Here is a 20,735-nt window from a genome sequence, read left to right as displayed (position 1 = left end):
AAATAAAGGATATAAACCTAATATTTTCAAGTAATTTAAGATATAATTTTTATTTTTTAAACAGAGTTTAATATGAACTAATCCGTCGGAGCATTTTTCTGTGCTGGCAAAACTGTTTGAGCATAGCGAGTTTTTTGTCAGTACAGAAAAATGTCGTAGACTAGCCATAGGTTATTGCATAGCAATCTTGCCATAATTTTAATTATTAGGATAAACCTTTATTGCAAGGTAAGGTTTTGCGGCAATGAGCAATCCTACGAAAATAAAAAATAAAAAAGCTGAATGATATTGTTTCCCGCTTAATTCTATTTTTTTACTCTATCTATTTTTAAAATCAAAATCTTAATTATTTTAATTTGTATAATTTTTCATTTTATTAAAGACAACTAATACATATTTAATAATTTTCCACAAATTCCTCCACAGACAAAACCTTTCCATCCATTTCCATTTCCTTAGCCAAATCACTGATATATGGCTGTTTCACCATGCTTTTCTCTAATGTGTCAAATTGCCAGAAAATATCACGTTTATCTCCATCAGCGATAACTTTTCCATTTGTCATTACAATTACTCTATCAAAATTTTTTACTACAAATTCCATGTCATGAGTTATTGTAATTATAGTTTTCCCTTGCTTTTGAAGTTCGTCAATCAAATTATGTAAAACTCTCATTCCTCTAAAATCCTGACCTGCTGTTGGCTCATCCATTATAATGACATCTGATCCCATTGCAATTACTGCGGCTATTGTAACAAATTTTCTCATGGAATACGGTAAATTATATGGATTTTCCTTTTGATATTTTTCAAGTTCCGTTAATTTTATGGCATTTTCTACCATTTTTTTTGTTTCGTCAGGAGAATATTTTAATTTTTTTGCTCCAAAGGCTATTTCATCGTAAACATTGTTATGAAATATCTGATCCATTGGATTTTGAAAGACATATCCGACTTTTCGGCTCATTTTGGCAACCGTGTATTTCTTTGTATTCCAGCCATCTACAACAACATCTCCGCCTACCGGCTTTAACAATCCATTCAGCATTTTTACCATCGTTGTCTTCCCAGCTCCATTTTGCCCGATAATCGCAACTTTCTCCCCTTTTTTAACTTCAAGAGAAACATCATTAAGCACATTTTCAGTTCCATTGGGATATTTAAAATTCAAATTTTTTACAGTAATAAAACTCATAGTTTTGTCTCCTTTAAAAATTTTATTAAACAATTTATCTTTAAATATTTATTTTTTTATAAAATCCCTTTCTCTTCCAATAATTTTCTATAAATCTCAAAATTTTCATTTTCAAAACATACAAAATTTACTTTTTCTATAAAATCATTTTTCTCCAAATATTCTATCACAGCGTTAATAGCCGTTTTTGCTGCTAAATCTTTTGGAAATCTGTACACTCCTGTCGAGATATTTGGAAAGGAAATATTTTTCAGTTTATTTTTTTCAGCCAATTCTAAACTTGAAATATAGGCATTTTTTAACAATTTTTCTGAAAATAATTTTACTTCATTATTTTTTCCTGACTGCCAGACAGGTCCAACTGTATGAATTACATTTTTAAATGGCATATTTCCTGCTCTTGTAATAACAGCTTCCCCAACGCTGCATTTCCCTTGAGAAGCACGTATTTTCATACAATCTTCTGTTATTTCTTTTCCGCCCTTTCTATGAATTGCACCATCAACACCACTGCCTCCAAGCAAGGAAGAATTTGCAGCATTGACAATCACATCAGCAGGATATTCGGTAATATCGCCTTTTACAAGAACAATCCTATTTTTCAAATTTTTTGGTTTCATAATTTTTCCTTTTAAATAAATATTTTTAAGATTTGCTTAACAATTTTTATTTTTTCAATAATTCCACTATCTTTTCCTTTGTTATAGGAATTTCTTCAAACTCAACTTTTCCTGTTTTTTCAAGTTCATAGGCAAGTATAGAATATTGTGTCATTCCAATTTCCTTTTTTAGCAAGATTTTATTATTTAAAACTTCTTCCGCTTTTCCGCTCAAAATTATTTCTCCTTCATCAAGAACAAGGATATTTTGGGCATATTCTGCAATAAGTTCAAGTTTATGCTCAACCAAAATTATTGTTTTTCCTTCATTTGCCATTAAATTTATAATTTTGAAAATATCTTCTGTTCCTTTTGGATCAAGCTGTGAAGTTGGCTCGTCAATAACTAGAATATCAGGATCCATTGCGATAATTGAGGCAAGTGCCACTCTTTGCTTTTGTCCACCAGACAAGTCATATGGATTTCTATCACGCAGCTTTTCAATTTCAAGCAGTTTCAATATTTCTTCAACCCTAGAAATTATTTCTTCTTTCTCTAATCCTAAATTTTCAAGCCCATAAGCAATTTCCTCAAAAACGGTATCTTTTACTCCGCTAATTTGCGTAAACGGATTCTGAAATACAAATCCAATCTTCTGAACAAGTTCCTTTTGAGAATAATCTTTCAGTTCTTTATCTTCCAGCGTTATTTTCCCTGTCAGTTCCCCTTTATAAAAATCAGGCACAAACCGCCTCAACATATTGCAAAATGTCGTTTTCCCGCTCCCGTTTTTTCCAATTACAGCCCAAAATTCGCCTTTTTTTATCTCAATATTAATATTTTTTAAGGCTTGTTTTTCTTCAAGCGGATATTTGTAGTTTACATTTTCTATTTTGAAATAACCCATAAAACCCTCCACAAAATACATAGCACTATAAAAATAGCCAGCATAATTTTCATAATTTTATCATTTTTTGTTTCTTCTATATCATGCAATATTGTCCGCTTTTCTCCAATGGAAAATCCTCTCGACTCAAGTGTAATCGCACGCTCTTCGGTACTTATTATGGATGACAACACCATTGGAATAAATATTGGAATAAGTGCCTTAAATCTTACGAATACATTTCCTTCCATTTCTACTCCCCTTGCCTTTTGTGAATCCATAATTATATCTGACTGTTTTTTCATTTCAGGAATCATTTGAAGCGATAAAAGCAAAATAAATGCCGCTTTAGGATTAAGTCCTTTTTTTTCAAGAGCCACTGTGAACTCTTTAGCTTTTGATATTAGAGTCAACATTGTTATAATAGAAACTAGAGCTGCAATTTTGGAAGTCAATCTTACCGCAGTTATTATCCCAGTCTTATATACTGTAATAAAACCAAGTTTTGCCATAATATCATTAGAAGGAATCATCAGCCCCTGTACAGCAAATATAATCAAAGTTAGAAAAAATAGGCTAAAAAACACTCTTTTCAAGTATATTCCTAACTTTTCATAAAAATAGGCAACAATTCCACAAACTGCTATCAATAAATATCCATAAGTATAGTTTGGTAATATAAATGCTGATATTAACAATACTACGGCTAAATAGAACTTCGTAAGAGGATACAAGTTTCTAAAAAAATTTTTAATCATAACTTCCTATTCTCCATTTTTTTTATAGATATAATTTTCTCCATATTTAAATTTTATTAAATATCTATCTGACATGCTTTTTATAATTAATATAGAAATTACTGTTGTTACAATTTTATCAGCCGCTTCTGTAAGCATAGTGGCTATCGCAACTGCTTGTTCCAAACTAAATCCTATGCTTTTAAATAATACTACCACTGTAGATGAAGCGTTTCCTGTAAATCCTCCATAAACTTTAATAATTATAGGAATAGATACAATTATTGAAGCTGAAGCCAGTGCCAAACTTACTATAATTGTTTTTATTACTAAACTCTTAGTTCTCATTTTTGCAAGAATTCCAACAACTAAGGCATTACATATTGCTACAGGTATAAATGCAAAATATTCTGGAGAAAAACTTCCTGTAATCAGACTCGTAATAACTGCTGTTACTGTTCCCACCCAAGGCCCTGCAATAAGACTAATAAACACCGATCCAATTGAATCAAGAAATATAGGCAACTGTAAAAATTTCGCAATCCCAAAACCTGTAAAATTAATAGCCACCGCTACTGGTATCAACAAACTTGACATTAAAGAAAAATCCTCTTTTAAACTTTTCATTTTTTTGCCTCCTTAAAATTTTATTTACTATATTTTAAAACATATTTTTTAATATTTCAACCTTTGGAGGAAAGTTTTATTATTTTTTTAACAATCATATTAAATTTATCTTTTAAATGCTTATCTCTATTATTTTGATAAAAATATTTTTTCTTAACAAAATTTTGCTTAATTCTTTTTTGATTCTCAAAATCTACTTAAAAAAACTACAATAAAAAAACCTACCAGCAAAGTTCAACTGGTAGGAAAAAGGTAGGACAATAAGACAAGAATTCAACTGCTATTTTTGACTGTTAAAAATCAAAATGATTATAAGTGTCAAAACAGTCAAATCCCAATTTGCCATTACGACCACCTCCTGTTCGTAATTGTAGTTGTTAAGGTTGCGAGTCTTAACAGTCGAAATTATATTATAAAAAAAGCCCTATTCAATAAGAATAGAACTTTTTCTTCGCATATTTACTACAACCCGAACAGGTTTTTTATTCAGTATTACTGTATCATTTTTCTCTAAAAAATTCAACCACTAATTTTTATAAAAAAAAATCAGAAGTATAAAAAATACTTCTGAAAATATATGTTATAATTTTTTTATTTTTACCATGCAGAGTTTATTAGAACTTCTTCTCCATAGCCACCGTTCATTTTTTGTGGATTTGTAGAGTTGTAAGCTCTTTGAACTCTTATTCCTCTTATTCCTAATTCTCTTGCGGCTAGGATATCATCATCACTGTCACCGTAGTGGATTGAAACGTTGTGTTTTTTGATGTAGAATGATTTGTCATATTTGTAGCCACCTGTCGGTGTGTCAGATGTATATTCTACGTAAATTTCTTTTGGTAGTTCAAAGTATCTTTGCAATGTTTTAGAAAGTTTTGTAGAAGTGTAGTTTTTGTCTTTTGAATGTTTTGTTCTTCCTGTGATGAAAAATACGTTATCTCCTCTTTCCAAGTGCATTTTTATCAAGTCTTTTGCAGATTGTTTTGGAATTGAATGTTCATCTCCATTTTCAGCTACATAATCCCAGAATTTTTGGTTGTAAAGGTAACTTACAGCTCCTCTTTTATCTCCTGGAATTTGGAAATAATGTTGCCCATAGATAAAGTATCCGCTTGAATGAAGCAATGTATCATCAATATCAAAACTTACATTAATCGGTCCTTTTCCCTCTAGACTTTTTTTAATGTCGTCAACAGACACAAAATGAACAGCCTTCTGAACTTTATCTGTTGAATAAAATCCCTCATGAGTATAAGGAACCTTTGGTCCTGCTGCAAATACTACAGATGCAGCAAATAAAAATAATAATGCTTTTTTCATAACATTTCCTCCTATATATTTTTTATTTTACTAACAAAATCTTGCTATCTTAAAGGCTCACAATCTATAAATTCTCCCTTTGCTGTATAAGTGCATATATTTCCTGTTTTTTTCCCTGTTTTTTTAGGAATTTTGAAATAAGAGCAACTTACAGTTGTTAATGCAGATAGAACCAATACTAAAAACATTTTTACCTTTTTCATAGGAAAACCTCCTGTAAAATAGTTTTTTATCTAAATTTTTTTAAAAAAAGATGTCCTCTTAAAAGAAAACATCTCTCAAATTTCTATATATCAAATACAATAGATTTAACTCTTGTCATGCTTTCTATGCTGTATTTTATTCCTTGAACTCCTGCTCCTGAACCTTTGATTCCTAAGAATGGGAAGCTGTCAGGCCCTCTTTGAGTCTTGTTATTTATGTGAACTGTTCCTACTTCCAGTTTTTCAGCGATTTCAAATGCCAATGGGAAATTTTTTGTGAATACTGCTGATTGAAGTCCATATTCTGATTTGTTTGCAATTTCTACTGCTTCATCTATAGATTTTATTCTGATAATTGGCAATACTGGTCCAAATGGCTCTTCCCATGCAATTCTCATATCAGTTGTTACATTGTCAAAAACTACTGGCCATATTAAGTTTTTTTCTCTTTTTACTGTTGTCAATGCTTTTGCACCTTTTTCTTGTGCATCTTTTATCAATCCTTCGATAAAGTCTGCTGATGGAGTATCAATTACTGTTGTAATATCAGCATTGTCAAAAGGATCTCCTACAGTTAGTTTTTCAACTTCTGCTTTTATCAAGCTAGCCAATTTATCAGCAACAGAGTCCATTACAAGCACTCTTTTGATAGCAGTACATCTTTGTCCAGAATAGCTGAATGCTCCTGATACGATATCTTTTGCAGCTTTTTCTAAATTAGCATCTTCCAATACGATTCCAGCGTCTTTTCCACCTAATTCAAGCATAATTGGTCTCATTCCTGCAAGTTTTCCAATTTTTTCCCCAATCGGTGTACTTCCTGTAAAGTTTATAAAATTAACTTCTTTATGTTCAATTAAATAATCTCCAATTTCAGAACCTTTTCCAGTTACAGAGTTTAATACTCCTGCTGGAATTCCAGCTTCTGCAAATGCTTTAATTAATAGCAATCCGCTAATTGAACCTTGTGTAGGCGGTTTAAAAATTACTACATTTCCTCCAATTAATGCAGGTGCAATTTTAGATGCTGATAAGTTTACTGGATAGTTAAATGGTGCAATCGCAAGTACAATCCCAACTGGCTCTCTTTTTACTGCTCCATATTTTCTCTTGCTTCCAGCTTCAAATCCACCACCATTTACAAATTCACCTGTGATTCTAAGTCCTTCTTCTGCAGCATATCTAATCAAATCCGCTGTTCTTACTACTTCTGAAATAGCAGCCTTAATTCCTTTTGCAACTTCTTTTGCTAAGTTTTCCCCAATTTTATCTTTATCTCTTTCAAGAATATCTGCAGCCTTATTCAAATAAGCCGCTCTTTCTACAGCTGATAATGCTCTCCAAGCAGGTAAGGCCTTTCTGGCAGATTCCATAGCATAATCAACTTCTTCTCTTGACATAGCTGGTACAGTTCCAAGTTCTTCCCCATTTATTGGCGAATAAATAGTTATTGTATTTTTAGAGTCTTTCCATTCTCCGTTCACTAAATTTTGATAATTCATCAAAATACCTCCTTATTCCAATTTTGTATACTTTATAATTTTACCACATATTTTACATAATTAATATACCTTTTTTCATATATTTTTCATTTATTTCGAATATTTGTTATTTTTAATATCGAAAAGTTTCAAAAATTTACTTTTTACTATACAAAACAAATATTAAAAAACTTTATCTCCACTAGTTTTTTTCTGAAAATTCATCCGTTCAAATATATTTCCAAATGTTTTTCCATTTATATTAGCCTTTTCATTCCTACCTTTTCTAGCAATTAGCGTAATAAACAAAATCATTGCTAAACTTTTTTCATAAACAACCATTCTCCTTATTTTTGGTATTTTTTCAAAAAAAAGCAGGAGCTAAAAACTCCCGCTAAAATTTTATTATTTTTCAAGTTTTACCATTGTATATGTTAATGCAAAACTTACTCCTGAAGCTGCTATTATTGAAATTAAGTATAAAGGCATTTGTCCATTTAAGAATAACAACATTCCTGGTACCACTGTAACTGCCATTCCAGAAGCCTTAAGTCCAAAAATTGAAGCTAAAAATCCACCTGTTGCTCCACCTATAAGCCCCATTAAGAAAGGTTTTCCTTTGCCTTTAATTAAGTTTACCCCGTAAATTGCTGGTTCTGTAATTCCTAATGCTGCTGACAATGCTGATGGTAATGCTAATGCTTTTAATTTTGCATCTTTTGTCTTAATACCAACTGCTAGAACTGCCCCAAATTGCCCTGCTACAGCTGCTGATAATAATGGATTAAATGGATTGAATCCGTCTTTTGCAAGCAATTGAATTTCCAAGAAGTTAAATATATGGTGTACTCCTGTTACAACTATTAGTTGTTGAAGACCTCCAATTATTATTCCTGCTATTCCAAGCGGTAATTTTAAAATCCATTCTGTACCAATTAAAATATAATTTTCTAGACTGTGGAATACTGGACCAATAACAAATAATCCTAATGTACTCATTACCAAAAATACAATAAATGGAGTTAATAATAAGTCTAATGCATCTGGGATAACTTTTCTTAATCTTTGTTCTAATTTTGCTCCTATCATACCTACGAATAATGCTGGTAAAACTGTTCCTTGATATCCAACTACTGGAATAAACTTAAAGAACATTATTGGATGTGCATCTCCTGATGCTACTTGATAAGCATTCGGTAAAGAACCGCTAATTAACATAGAACCTAATACAATTCCCAATACAGGTGATCCACCAAATACTTTAAATGCAGACCATGCAACTAACGCTGGTAAAATAATAAATGCTGTATCTGTTAATACTTGTGTATACATTAAGAAATTAGGATTTATACTTTCCGGTGTTGTTCCCATCAATTTTAATAAATTTTCATTTGTTAATAATCCACGAAGCCCCATAAATAAACCAGTTGCAACTAATACTGGTATAATTGGAACAAAAATATCTCCAAATGTTCTTGAAATTCTTTGAATAACATTACCTTGTTTAGCTGCTTCTTTTTTCATATCAGATACTGAAGATTCACTCACTCCTCCAAGTCCTTGAACAGCTTCATAAACTTTATTTACAGTCCCTGTTCCAAATATTACCTGAAATTGTCCTGAATTAAACATTGTTCCTTTTACTTTTTCAATATTATCTACCTTGTCCTTGTCGATTTTATCCTTGTCAACTACCATAATTCTAAGTCTTGTTGCACAGTGTGCAAATGAACTTATATTTTCTTTTCCTCCAATAGCTTCTATTACTTCTTTAGCTATTTCTTCATAACTTTTTGCCATTTTCATCTCCTTTACATTTTTTTTAACAATAAGATTAATTATACCTTATTTTTTTGAAAAGTCAATACTGCTTTTGAAAAAAACTATAACTTTATTTGAATTACAATAGTTTATTAATTTTAAAATTATTTCCTTTTAATTTTTTGTTGATTTTTAAGAAAATAAAAACTACTATATTGCTAATAAATACAGTAGTCTTTAAAAAAATTAGATTTTTAGTCCATTTCAAATTCGATATAGACAGTTTTTGAAATATTTAATTTTTTTGGAGAAATTACGATATTTCTTCTTGCTGATTCATCCAAAAGTTCCTTGTCGCTTTTTTTCAGCTGGACTAGGTTAGTTTCATAATTTGCATGGCTGTAGTAACTGTAGTTGTAATCTGTATACGGCTGAATAACTCCATATGACTTATCTGTTATTGTAACGGGATTTTTTAAGTTCAAGTCTGTTTTCCCAAGAATAACTTGTGCTTTTTTCAAGGCTTCCTTGTAGGCATTTTCATAAAGTTCATTTTCTAATTGCTGCTTGTTGTCAATGTCGTATTCAATTTGCCCTGTTGTACCAATTCCCAATGTATTTGCTACATTTATGATATTTCCTAAATTTTTCAAATCTCTTGTTTCAACTTCAATTTCATGTGAAACTATCTGAATATTTTTTCTATTATTTGTTCGTTTTTCAAGATTAATTTCCTTATTGTCGTAACCTGCAATTTTTATTATTCCTGCTGGAATTCCAGCTTTATTTAGTTTTTGCTGGATTTCATTAAATTTGGACATTGCATTTTGGTATGCCTCTTTGTTTGTCGCATTTTGCGATGTAACAGTGAAAATATAGGTACCATTTTTGCTTCTGTTTAAAGAATAAATTTTTTCTGTGGCAAGGACATTCATAAAGTTTTTCAATGTATCAAGAGAGAGTCTGTCAACTTCTATTGAAAGTTTTGTCTGATATTCCTTCTTTCCTTTGTTTTCAACTACAGTGTCCCAGTTATATGATTCATAAGTGGAGTATCCTGTCGAATTAATCTTATTATATTTTGTACCAGTCTGGGCAAGCAGTCTCTTGTATCTTTCAAGAATTTGTGAATTTTCGGCACTTGCCTTATCCAAATTTTCGTTTTCAGTTTGAATTGTAAGTCTAATTTTTGCTGAATTTGGTGAAATTTCCTTTTGTGAAACTCCTCTAACCTGTATTCTTTTTCCAGTAACTTCGCCATCTGCAAATGATAATACCGAAAAAATTATCATAAGTAATGTTATTATTTTTTTCATTTTAAAATTCCTTTCTAAAATTTAATTTTCATTCTTTAAAATATAGTCTAGTATAAAAATTTATTCCCATTTTTAAACCGGATTTAGTATAAATATAAAGTTATACTATTTTTGTTATTTCATTTCATACATAACTGATATATTTTGCACAAGTTTTAATGGTTTTGGAGTATAGTCAACTCTTGAGCTTCTGCTATCCTTTCGTAAAGATGTTGTCCCTGAATAAGCTGAGAATTTAGCATTTGAATATTCTGCCATCGGTGCTGCTGCCGCTTCATACTTTACTTCCCAGGCCTGATCAATTCTGTCAATCATTTTTTGCTGAAATTCGACATCTTCACTTACAATAATTGGTGTTCCTAATTTCATCTTACTAGAACGCAAAATGCTTTCTGCCTTCTGTTTTGTCTGATTATAGGCATCTTTATACATTTCTGACTCAATTCTGTCTTTATCTGACAAGTCAAAATTAATTGAGCCATTTATATTTATTCCATTATCATCAGCAATAGAAATTATTGTATTAAGTTCCTTTATATTCTTTGTTGTAAGTATGAATTCATCTATAACATAGTAAACATCTTTTTTTGTACCTTTATTTTCTGTATAATTTTCTTTTATTTGATAATCGCTCAAAATAATATCACTTTCAGGGATTCCAGCTGAAATCAGTTTTCTTCTTGAAGTATTAAGTTTATTAAATACTTTATTTAAAGCCTGGTCAACTGTCATTCCATTTTCATTTATATTAAATGCAAATGTATTTTCGTCAAAATTTTTCTGAATACTTTGTAAATTGTTTCCATCTTCCAAGTCAATCAATGCTGAAATCTTGTTAAAATCAGTATTTTTTACCAGCATTGACATATTTACGTCATAAGAAGTAGGCTTTTTATCAGTATTTTTGACAGTTTTATTTGGAACAGTTTTTACATCCAAAATATCTTCATCATCGTATTCTGTACCCTTTCTATTGTAAAATGCCTTTGTTTCGAGATTTTCAAGTGATATTTTTCTAGCTCTCAATTCATTTTTAAATTTCTCAACTTTCTTATTTACATCACTCGTTGCCTGATTTAAGTTATTTCCTTTAACCTCAACCTTAAAATTAATCTTTGCTAAATCTGGCATAACTTCTCTTTCTGCGTTTCCAGTAACACTAATTTTTCTCACAATATTCTCATTCGCCCCAAACGAAAGAATGCTCATAAGTGAAAAAAGCGCAATTGCTATCTTTTTCATATTTACCTCCATAATTCTAATTTATTATTTTTTAAAAATTCCTATCTTTTGTATAAGTATAACACACGTATATTAAAAGTAGATGAGGGTTTTTTTATTTATTTTGTAAGATTGTTTATTACTGAAAATATTGCATCTATGGCTAAACTATGTCTTTTAGTTATAAAAAAAGATATAGTTTGGCAAATAACTTATTATTTTTTTACTTTACAGTCTTTAATAACTAAAATCAAACCAAATTTCGTTATAAAAATAAAGAAAATTAGAAGAATTACATAATAAAAAAATGACAAAATTGAAAAAATATAGTATAATGTATGATATTATTATAAATCCATTTCAAAGTAGGGATTGTTTTACACATCCAATTTAATTTTGGTTAAATCTGGCAGAATTTAAAATTAACAATTTAGTAGATAGAAATTTTTTAGAAAGGATGTAAGATGAATAAAAGAAAAATCGAAGGTGCAATTTGGTTTGCTGCGGGGCTTATATTAGTATTGCTATTAGGGAATAAATCAAGTATGCTTAGTGATAATGCTGGAGAGAATATTTTTTCTCTTATATTGAGCGGTATTACATTATTTTTTGGAAAAATGACATGGTTTATAGCGGTAATGGCTATTTTGTATGGAATAATTTTGTTTTTTTATGAAAAAATTGGTATTGATATAACACAGGGGAAAATTGCAGCTCTTATTGGATTATTTCTAAGCTGGGGAATGGTTTTGGTAAGGGGTTCAGTTGTTAAGGGGAAACCTTTGGCAGATAATTTTACTGAAGCGGGAAGACAACTTTTAGAGATAGGATTTAGCCGTGAAAGTGGTGGAATTCTTGGAGCATTGCTTTCAATGCCGTTTTATAAAGTGTTACATTCTCAAGGGATGTTTATAGTTTTGATAATTTTAGTAATAATTTTTGTAATATGGTTAATTAAGGACTTGATTGAACTTGGATATGAAGTTTTTAAAGAGATAATAAAATATTATAAAAGTGATGACTATAAAGAGAAAAAAAGAAAATTAGCTGCAAAAAAATATGCAGAAAACTTGAAAAAAACAGACTATAAGCGTTACCAAAGGGAAATGTTAAAAGCCAAAATTGTAGAATCTAGAAGAGAAAAATTAAGTTTTGAAATTGCGAAAAAGCCTAAGGATAACTTTTTACAGAAAACCGAAGTTTATTCAAAAGAAGAATTAGCCGAAAAAGAAAAAGAATGGATTGAAATTTTTGAAGAGAAAGAAAAAAATAAAAGTTCTGAAAATTTGAAAAATAATGAAAATGAGTCAACAGACAAAATAAAAGAAAATGAGTTGAAAAAAACTACAGAAACAACAGAAGGTACAAAGCAAGAAGAAGTTTCAGAAAAGCCTGAAATTAAAGAACAAGAAGAAGAAAAATTAGACTCTGAAAAGGAAACTTCAGATAATCTATCCGACTCAAAAGAAGAAGTATCAGTTGAAAATGAAAATAAAAAAGAAAACGATAGTCAGGTTGAGAAAGAAGTTGATAAAAGAGGACCTAAATTAGAGATAGTAACACCTTTAAGAAGAGAGGAAATATCTAAAAGATACAATTCTGAAAACATAGATCCGAACTTTCAGCAATTTCCAAAACTTGAAGCATTTGAAAATAAAGAAGTGAAGGAAAAGGAACTGGAAGATGAATTAAAAAAAGTTAATGCAATGTTTGATAATAATCAAGGCTATGATGATGTGGTAAAAAAATCTATTGAAGAAATCTTTAAGTCAAAACCAATGGATCTTAAAAGAAAACAGGAAATTGAAAAAAGCATAAGAGAAAATGTAAGACACCTTGAAAATGTACTAAAAGAGTTTGGAGTTGAAGCCAAAGTTGTAAATTATGAATATGGTCCAACTATTACAAGATATGAAATAGTCATTCCAAAAGGTATAAAAGTGAGCAAGGTTACTGGTCTTTCGGATGATATTGCAATGAATTTGGCAGCTGAAAGTATTCGTATAGAAGCGCCAATTCCAGGAAAAAATACCATTGGAATTGAGACTCCTAATAAAATTAAGGAGCCAGTTCATTTTTCAAACATTATAAAAAATAAAGAACTCGATAAAGGTGAATTAAGGGTAATTTTAGGAAAAGATATTGTTGGAAGAGATAAATTTATAGATATCGCTAAAATGCCTCATTTACTGATTGCGGGACAGACAGGTTCAGGGAAATCTGTTGCTGTAAATACATTAATTTCAACATTGATTTCTAAAAAATCTGAAAAAGAAGTGAAATTTATAATGGTTGATCCTAAAATGGTAGAGCTTATGCCGTATAATGATATTCCACATTTGCTTGTTCCAGTAATTATAGATCCGCAACAAGCTGCAATAGCATTGAGATGGGCAGTTAATGAGATGGAAAATAGATACAAGCAGCTTATGGAAAATGGCGTAAGAAATATAAAAACTTACAATGGATTAAGTTTTGTGGAAAAAATGCCTTATATTGTTATAATAATTGATGAGCTGGCAGATCTTATGATGGTAGCCTCTGGAAGTGTTGAGGAGTCAATCGCAAGAATTGCACAAAAGGCAAGAGCAGTTGGAATCCACTTAGTTGTGGCAACACAGCGTCCATCAACAGATGTTATAACTGGAATGATAAAGGCAAACTTGCCAAGCAGAATTTCTTTCGCATTAAGATCACAGATTGATTCAAGAACAATACTTGATACAGCTGGAGCAGAAAAGTTATTAGGTCAGGGAGATATGCTGCTGCTTGCAAATGGTTCTTCGAAGCTGGAAAGAATTCAGGGAGCATATATTTCGGATGAAGAAGTTAAAAATTTAACAGATACGCTAAAATCTTCTAAAAAAGTAAAATACAGAAATGAAATCTTAGAGGAAATTCAAGAAGAAACAATTGACATTGATCCATTTTTTGAAAATGCAGTAAATATTATAAAACAAGAAAATAAAGTTTCTATTTCATTATTGCAGCGTAAATTAAAAGTAGGGTTTAATAGAGCTTCAAGAATTTATGAGCAGTTAAAAGAGCATGGGGTTATAAGCTATGATGATCAAATAATAACTGATAATCTTGATGAAATAAATTAAAAAAATAAATTTTGCAATATTAAATAATATTTATAGCAAATCATTCTTAAAGTTGCTTGAGTATATTCAAAAAAAATGGTAAAATACCTTATAAGAATAAAATATAATAATTTTTACAATATATGCTCAAATTTAAGTGAAGTGACTGTAAATTTTAAAAAGGTTGTACTATGAAATATTGAAATTAAATTATTATACAATAAAAAACAAAAAATAAAGGAGATAGAATAAATGAAATTTTTTGACTTATTTAAGACAAATATAACGCCAAGAGGTACACGTGATATAGCTATTGATTTGGGAACAGCAAATACAGTTGTATATGTAAAAGGAGAAGGAATTCAAGTAGATGAGCCTACTTATGTAGCAGTTAATAAAAAAACGGAAGAATTGGAACATATTGGGGAAAAAGCAAAAGAAATCATTGGAAGAACAGCTAAACATACTGAAATTATTCGTCCATTAAAAAATGGAGTAATTTCAAATTACGAAATTACTGAAAGAATGCTTGAAGAATTTTTACATAGAATCAAAAAAGATAAATTTCAAAGTTCGAGAGTTATAATCTGTGTTCCGAGCGGAGTTACACAAGTTGAAAGAAGAGCTGTAATAGAAGTTGTAAAAGATGCAGGAGCCAAAGAGGTTTACTTAATTGAAGAACCAATAGCGGCTGCGATTGGTGTAGGAATTGACTTGTTTGAGCCAAAAGGGCATTTGATTGTTGATATAGGTGGAGGAACTACAGAAATTGCATTTATTGTATCAGGTGGAGCAGCGTTATCAAAATCAGTTAAAATTGCTGGAGACCATTTAAATGAAGATATTATGGAATTTGTAAAAGATGAATTTAATTTGTTGATTGGAGAAAGAACAGCAGAAGAACTAAAAATGAATACAATAAGTCAAGAAGATCCTAATTTTGAATATGAAATTAGAGGACGGGAATTAGGAGTTGGATTGCCAAAAAGCATGAAAATAAAAGCATCTCAAATTGATGAGGCAATTAGAAAACATATTGATGCTATTATTGACGAAGTAAGGCTTACGATTGAGGAAATCGAACCTGAAGTAGCGGCAGATATTTATGAAACAGGAATTTTCTTATCTGGTGGTGGAGCCGGTATAAGAATCTTGAAAGAGAGAATCGAAGAGGAATTATCATTGAAGGTAACGGTGGGAGAAGATTCAATTCATGCTGTAGTAACAGGAATTGCAGAAGTATTGACAGATTTTAAAAAGTATAAAAATGTTATTATTTCACCGATGCATGAATATTAATTTAATAATATAGAATTAGGGGAATTTTCTGGAGAAACAAAAAAAGAGAATTCCCCTATTAATCCAATATTGAATTATTAACTTAAAAACAAATAAAAAGATAAAATGGTAGAATATGGAAAATTTTGAAAATAAAAAAATTGAAATAGAAGAAAATGTAGAAAATAAAGATATAGAAGAAACTATAAAAAATAAAATTAATGATATTGAAGAAAAAATTGAGGCAATTATTTTTTTGTCAAAAGAAATGATTACTATAAAAGAGTTAGCACAGTTTTATGGAATGGAATATTTTGAGATAGAGGAAATATTGCGTAATTTAAAGGAAAAACGGAAAGATACAGGAATAAATGTAAAAATTGAAAATGGAATCGTATGTCTTGTATCAAATCCACTTTTTGGCTCTGATGTAAAACGATTTTTTAATCCAGAAATGAAATTAAAGAAATTATCTCGTTCAGCAATGGAAACATTAGCAATCATCGCATATAAAGGGCCCATAACTAAAGCAGAAATAGAACAGATTAGAAGTGTCGGTGTAGACAAGACTATGTCAAACCTATTGGAAAGAAAACTAATTTATATTTCTGGACGGAAAAAAACGGCTGGAACACCAAATTTATATGAAGTAACAGATGATTTTTACAGTTATCTGAATATCCATGGAAAACAGGAACTGCCAGGAAATGAGCAGTTTCAAAAAATTGAGTTGCTTTACAAAGAAGATGAGAAGGCAGAAAATGAAGACTCAAAAGAGGGAGAAAAATTAAATTCAGAAGAAGATTCGGAACTAAAAGCAAAAGAAGAAATTGAAAAAACAAAAGAGTAGAAAATAAAGAGGTAAATAAAATGAGATTAAATAAATTTATAGCTGAAACGGGATTTTGTTCACGTAGGAAGGCTGATGAGCTGATAAATGAAGGAAGAGTTACCGTAAATAAGCATGAGGCGATTATCGGAATGGATGTGAAGCCTGAAGATGTGGTCAAAATTGATGGAGAAAGAGTAAAACTTAATACAAGATATGAATATTACATTTTAAATAAGCCAAAAAGAGTGATTTGCTCAAATGAAGACAAGTTTGGGCGTAGACTTGCAGTAGACTTTATAAAATCACGTGCCAGACTTTTTACTTATGGAAGATTAGACTTTATGACAGAAGGGTTAATTATAATCAGTAACGATGGGGAAGTTTACAATCACGTAATGCATCCACGAAAGAAATTGTATAAAAGCTACATTGCAAGAGTTAGCCGTGAAATTGAAGACAAGGATATTGAGGCATTGCAGCATGGAGTTGTAATTGACGGGAAAAGGACTGCACCAGCAAAAGTTAAGAAAATTGACAAAAAGGAACTTAGAATTGCAATTTTTGAAGGAAGAAACAGACAGATAAGAAAAATGCTGGAAACATTGGGATATAATGTTAACTCATTAAAACGTATTAAAGTGGGGGAACTTACGCTTGGTAATTTGCAAGTGGGAGAATATCGTGCTTTGAATGAAGATGAAATTAAATATCTAAAAAGTTTATAAATTTTCTGGCAGGAGGAAAAAATTGGGAAATAATAAAAAATCAATCTTTTTAATAGATTTTGATATAACAATCAGTAAAAAAGATTCGACAGATGTTTTGCTTGAAATGCATCAGCCTGAATTTAAACAGGAACTGCGAAAAAGATACAGAGCTGGAGAATATTCTATAAGGGAGTTTATAAAATATGGACTAGGCTCTCTAAATATCACAAAAGAGCAGTATATTCAAACTTTGCAGGAAAATGTGACAATTGATGAAACTTTTATAGATTTTGTAAAAAGTGGAGCAGAATTTAAAATCGTTAGTGCAGGTGCAAGGCTAAACGTACAAGGAACACTTTTAAAATATGGTATAAACTTGCCAGATAGCGAAGTTATATCAAATGATTTAAAATTTAGTGGAACTGATAAAAACCAAATTACTGTGGAAAATCCATTTTTGGACAAGGAAGGTTATTACGGCGTTGACAAGAAAGAAGCTGTAGAAAATTATAAAAAACAGGGCTACACAACTTATTTCGTAGGCGATGGTCCATCTGATTACAAAGCATTGGAAGTGGCTGATTTTGCTTTTGTGAGAAAAGGGACTAGGGCGGTTAAGTTTTGTGAAGAAAATGGAATTGAATTTTTTGAGTTTGGGGATTTTGACGAGATTTTGGAATATAAAAAAATAAAGCAGTTATAAATTTAATATCTGAAAGAACAATTGATATGAAAAATGCAGAATGATTTGAATTTTGATAGGAGAAAATATGTTGCCATATGATGAAACAGACCCGCAAGATATTGAAAATTATGCAAAAAGATTGATAGGGAAAACCTTTTATGATATATTAAGAGAATATTTTAAAGACAATGAATTGGAATTAGAAAAAACGTTGAATAAAAATAAAGGTAAACTGGGAAACTTAATAGAGGAGTATTATTTTTATTATAAACCTAACAGCAATCCCAATCCAGATTTTCTAAAGGCTAATACAGAATTGAAAGTGACTCCATATATAAAAAATAAAAATGGAGAATTGAAGGCAAAAGAAAGACTTGTAATAGGTATGATTCCTAATGATAATCCGATAGAAACTGATTTTGAAAAATCTCATGTCTTAGAAAAATTACAATTAATTTTATTAATACTGTATTTTCATGATAAAAATAAAGATAAATTAGATTACAGCATTGATTTTGTTAAATTATTTTCAATTTTGGGAGAAAGCTGTAAAAAAGATTTAGAAATAATAAAAAAAGACTATCAAATAATAGTTGATAAAATAATTTCTGGAAATGCTCATAAATTGTCTGAAGGAGATACTAATTATTTGGGTGCCTGCACTAAAGGAAGTACAGCAAAAAAAAGTTTGCGAAAGCAATATTATGGAAAGATTCTTGCAAAAAGAAGAGCTTTCTCTTTGAAACAGTCATATATGTCTTATGTTTTAAACACTTATATTGTTGGAAATATATCAACTTATGACTCTATTGTTAAAGAAGACGAAGCTGAACATTTTGAAGATGTAGTTTTGAAAAAGATATATGAAAATACAGGCTTAACAATAGAAGAATTATGTAAAAAATATAATATAGAAAATAAACCGAAACATGTAAATAGTATCTTGATTTACAGAATGTTAGGAGTAAAAAGTGAAAATGCTGAGGAATTTGAAAAGGCAAATATAGAGATTAAAACAATAAGAGTTGAAAAGAATAATCGCACGAAAGAAAGCATGTCATTTCCAGCAATAAAAATAAAAAAATTTGTAAATGAGAATTTTGAAAATTCAGAAATTTATAATTTTTTTTCAGAAAAGAAATTTTTATTTGTTGTATTTAAAAAAAATGAGGCAGATGAATATCAACTTACAGGAGCTAAGTTTTGGAATATGCCAATAGATGAACTGGAAACTGTTGGAATGATGGAGTGGAATTTATACAGGAATAAATTTAAAAAAGGTGTAAATTTTAAAATAGAAAAACAAAAAGATGGGAAAATAATAGTAAGGAACGACTTGCCCAAAAAAAGTGAAACTAAAATTTTTCATTTGAGACCACATGCAAGAAAGTCAAAATATGTTATTAATGGCATAGAATATGGAAATGGAAATTGCAAAGATACTGATGAATTGCCAAATGGAGATAAAATGACAAAACAGAGTTTTTGGCTAAATAATGGCTACATTATTAAAATTATTGAAAATACAATAAAAAAAGTGGAGGAAAAATAATGGAGTTAACAGTTGCAGAATTATTTGCAGGTGTTGGAGGTTTCAGAGTTGGTTTGAATAAAATAAAGGATTTTGACAAAAAAACAGGATTAGCAAAAGAAAATAAAATATGGGATTTTGTCTGGGGAAATCAGTTTGAACCTTCAACAAAAGTACAACATGCGTATAATTGCTATTTGAAAAGATTTGGAATAGAAAATAATTCGAATGAAGATATAAATAAAGTTAATAAAAAATCAATACCTGAACATAATTTATTGGTTGGAGGATTTCCCTGTCAAGATTACTCTGTAGCGAGAAGTCTTAGCGGGGAAAAGGGTATTGAGGGTAAAAAGGGAGTTTTATTCTGGGATATAAAAGATGTTTTAATTGAAAAAAAATCTCCTTTTGTACTTCTAGAAAATGTGGATAGACTTTTAAAATCGCCAGCAAGCAGAAGAGGAAGAGACTTTGCAATAATGCTAAAGACATTTGATGAATTAGGATATTATGTGCAATGGAGAGTTATAAATGCAGGAGATTATTCAATGCCACAAAAAAGAAAAAGAGTGTTCATATTTGCTTTTAAGAAAAATTTGAAGTATGCTAAGGAATTTAGAAAAAATAAGGAAAATATTTTTAATAAAGTATTTCCAGTAAAAATAGATTCTGAAAAAGAAATAAATCTGAATAAATATGAAAATATTTTAAAAATAAGTGATGAATATTCAGAAGGAAAATTTTTTGAAAGCGGAATAATGATAGAAGGAACCGTTTTTCATTATAATGTAGATTCAATTAAAGAAGATATTTTTTCTTTAAAGGAAGTTATAGAAAAGGCAAAAAGTTACAATGATTTTGATTTGAAGGAATATTTAATAATAGATGAAAAATTGGAAAAATGGAAATATTTAAAGGGCGGAAAAAGAATAGAAAGGAAAACAAAGGAAGGACATTCGTATATTTATAGTGAAGGAAATATGGCTTTTCCAGAAAATATGGAAGAACCGGCTAGGACACTGCTTACAAGTGAAGGAACAACAAATAGATCTTCGCATATTATTTATGATAATAAGCAAAAAAAATATCGTACTTTAACTGAAATAGAATGTGAAATAATACAAATGTTTCCGCCAAACTGGACAGATACAATGCCAAAAAGAAATAGATATTTTATGATGGGAAATGCTTTAGTGACAGGTATAATTTCACGATTGGAACCGACTTTGAAAAAAATAATTGAGAATGAATAAAAAGTGTAAGGAGGAAA

General features: G+C 30.0%; 19 protein-coding genes. 7 read left to right on the top strand and 12 right to left on the bottom strand.

Annotation, left to right across the window (positions count from 1 at the left end; all coding sequences use genetic code 11):
• Window positions 1–397: 397 nt before the first annotated feature.
• The 12 genes from ACEG17_RS08375 to ACEG17_RS08320 form a co-directional block, all read right to left on the bottom strand.
• The gene (locus tag ACEG17_RS08375) at window positions 398–1,195 is read right to left on the bottom strand and encodes an energy-coupling factor ABC transporter ATP-binding protein (protein ID WP_372583354.1); all 798 of its coding nucleotides are present in this window, start codon (window positions 1,193–1,195) and stop codon (window positions 398–400) included.
• 56 nt (window positions 1,196–1,251) lie between these two features.
• Window positions 1,252–1,815: a macro domain-containing protein gene (locus ACEG17_RS08370; RefSeq protein ID WP_372583353.1), complete on the bottom strand. Its 564-nt coding sequence runs from the start codon at window positions 1,813–1,815 to the stop codon at window positions 1,252–1,254.
• A 46-nt stretch (window positions 1,816–1,861) separates the two neighbouring features.
• On the bottom strand, window positions 1,862–2,701 hold the full coding sequence (locus ACEG17_RS08365; protein WP_372583352.1) for an energy-coupling factor ABC transporter ATP-binding protein: 840 nt from the start codon (window positions 2,699–2,701) through the stop codon (window positions 1,862–1,864).
• Window positions 2,683–3,438: an energy-coupling factor transporter transmembrane component T gene (locus tag ACEG17_RS08360; RefSeq protein WP_372583351.1), complete on the bottom strand. Its 756-nt coding sequence runs from the start codon at window positions 3,436–3,438 to the stop codon at window positions 2,683–2,685. The genes ACEG17_RS08365 and ACEG17_RS08360 overlap by 19 nt, the downstream gene beginning before the upstream one ends.
• 6 nt (window positions 3,439–3,444) lie before the next feature.
• Window positions 3,445–4,044: an ECF transporter S component gene (locus tag ACEG17_RS08355; protein WP_372583350.1), complete on the bottom strand. Its 600-nt coding sequence runs from the start codon at window positions 4,042–4,044 to the stop codon at window positions 3,445–3,447.
• A 597-nt stretch (window positions 4,045–4,641) separates the two neighbouring features.
• Entirely contained in the window at window positions 4,642–5,364 is a 723-nt protein-coding gene (gene aphA, locus ACEG17_RS08350) for an acid phosphatase AphA (RefSeq protein ID WP_147006257.1), read from the bottom strand.
• 44 nt (window positions 5,365–5,408) lie between these two features.
• Window positions 5,409–5,567, bottom strand: coding sequence for a hypothetical protein (locus ACEG17_RS08345; RefSeq protein ID WP_372583349.1), 159 nt, complete (start codon window positions 5,565–5,567; stop codon window positions 5,409–5,411).
• Window positions 5,568–5,650: 83 nt separating this feature from the next.
• Window positions 5,651–7,069, bottom strand: coding sequence for an NADP-dependent glyceraldehyde-3-phosphate dehydrogenase (locus ACEG17_RS08340; RefSeq protein WP_372583348.1), 1,419 nt, complete (start codon window positions 7,067–7,069; stop codon window positions 5,651–5,653).
• A gap of 162 nt (window positions 7,070–7,231) precedes the next feature.
• On the bottom strand, window positions 7,232–7,390 hold the full coding sequence (locus ACEG17_RS08335; protein ID WP_372583347.1) for a hypothetical protein: 159 nt from the start codon (window positions 7,388–7,390) through the stop codon (window positions 7,232–7,234).
• A gap of 63 nt (window positions 7,391–7,453) precedes the next feature.
• The gene (locus ACEG17_RS08330; RefSeq protein WP_372583346.1) at window positions 7,454–8,848 is read right to left on the bottom strand and encodes a sucrose-specific PTS transporter subunit IIBC; all 1,395 of its coding nucleotides are present in this window, start codon (window positions 8,846–8,848) and stop codon (window positions 7,454–7,456) included.
• Between the two features lie 215 nt (window positions 8,849–9,063).
• Window positions 9,064–10,125 (bottom strand): SIMPL domain-containing protein, encoded by a 1,062-nt coding sequence (locus ACEG17_RS08325; protein ID WP_372583345.1) that lies wholly within the window; start codon window positions 10,123–10,125, stop codon window positions 9,064–9,066.
• 114 nt (window positions 10,126–10,239) lie between these two features.
• The gene (locus ACEG17_RS08320) at window positions 10,240–11,367 is read right to left on the bottom strand and encodes an SIMPL domain-containing protein (RefSeq protein WP_372583344.1); all 1,128 of its coding nucleotides are present in this window, start codon (window positions 11,365–11,367) and stop codon (window positions 10,240–10,242) included.
• A 443-nt stretch (window positions 11,368–11,810) separates the two neighbouring features.
• Between ACEG17_RS08320 and ACEG17_RS08315 the strand changes: the two genes are divergently transcribed.
• The 7 genes from ACEG17_RS08315 to dcm all read left to right on the top strand — a co-directional run bounded on the left by ACEG17_RS08315 (window position 11,811) and on the right by dcm (window position 20,718).
• Entirely contained in the window at window positions 11,811–14,453 is a 2,643-nt protein-coding gene (locus ACEG17_RS08315; RefSeq protein ID WP_372583343.1) for a DNA translocase FtsK, read from the top strand.
• A gap of 231 nt (window positions 14,454–14,684) precedes the next feature.
• A complete protein-coding gene (locus ACEG17_RS08310) occupies window positions 14,685–15,731 on the top strand; it encodes a rod shape-determining protein (RefSeq protein ID WP_372583342.1) in 1,047 nt (348 codons plus the stop codon).
• Between the two features lie 115 nt (window positions 15,732–15,846).
• On the top strand, window positions 15,847–16,560 hold the full coding sequence (scpB, locus tag ACEG17_RS08305) for an SMC-Scp complex subunit ScpB (protein ID WP_372583341.1): 714 nt from the start codon (window positions 15,847–15,849) through the stop codon (window positions 16,558–16,560).
• 20 nt (window positions 16,561–16,580) lie between these two features.
• On the top strand, window positions 16,581–17,267 hold the full coding sequence (locus ACEG17_RS08300) for a pseudouridine synthase (protein WP_021744831.1): 687 nt from the start codon (window positions 16,581–16,583) through the stop codon (window positions 17,265–17,267).
• Between the two features lie 22 nt (window positions 17,268–17,289).
• Window positions 17,290–17,952: an HAD-IB family phosphatase gene (locus ACEG17_RS08295; RefSeq protein ID WP_372583340.1), complete on the top strand. Its 663-nt coding sequence runs from the start codon at window positions 17,290–17,292 to the stop codon at window positions 17,950–17,952.
• A gap of 67 nt (window positions 17,953–18,019) precedes the next feature.
• Window positions 18,020–19,486, top strand: coding sequence for a Sau3AI family type II restriction endonuclease (locus ACEG17_RS08290; RefSeq protein WP_372583339.1), 1,467 nt, complete (start codon window positions 18,020–18,022; stop codon window positions 19,484–19,486).
• Window positions 19,486–20,718, top strand: a complete 1,233-nt coding sequence (dcm, locus tag ACEG17_RS08285; RefSeq protein WP_372583338.1) for a DNA (cytosine-5-)-methyltransferase — start codon at window positions 19,486–19,488, stop codon at window positions 20,716–20,718. The genes ACEG17_RS08290 and dcm overlap by 1 nt, the downstream gene beginning before the upstream one ends.
• Window positions 20,719–20,735: the final 17 nt, after the last annotated feature.

The organism is Leptotrichia hongkongensis (assembly GCF_041538065.1).
Classification (GTDB): domain Bacteria; phylum Fusobacteriota; class Fusobacteriia; order Fusobacteriales; family Leptotrichiaceae; genus Leptotrichia; species Leptotrichia hongkongensis.
This window is presented reverse-complemented; position numbering and strand designations above follow the sequence as displayed.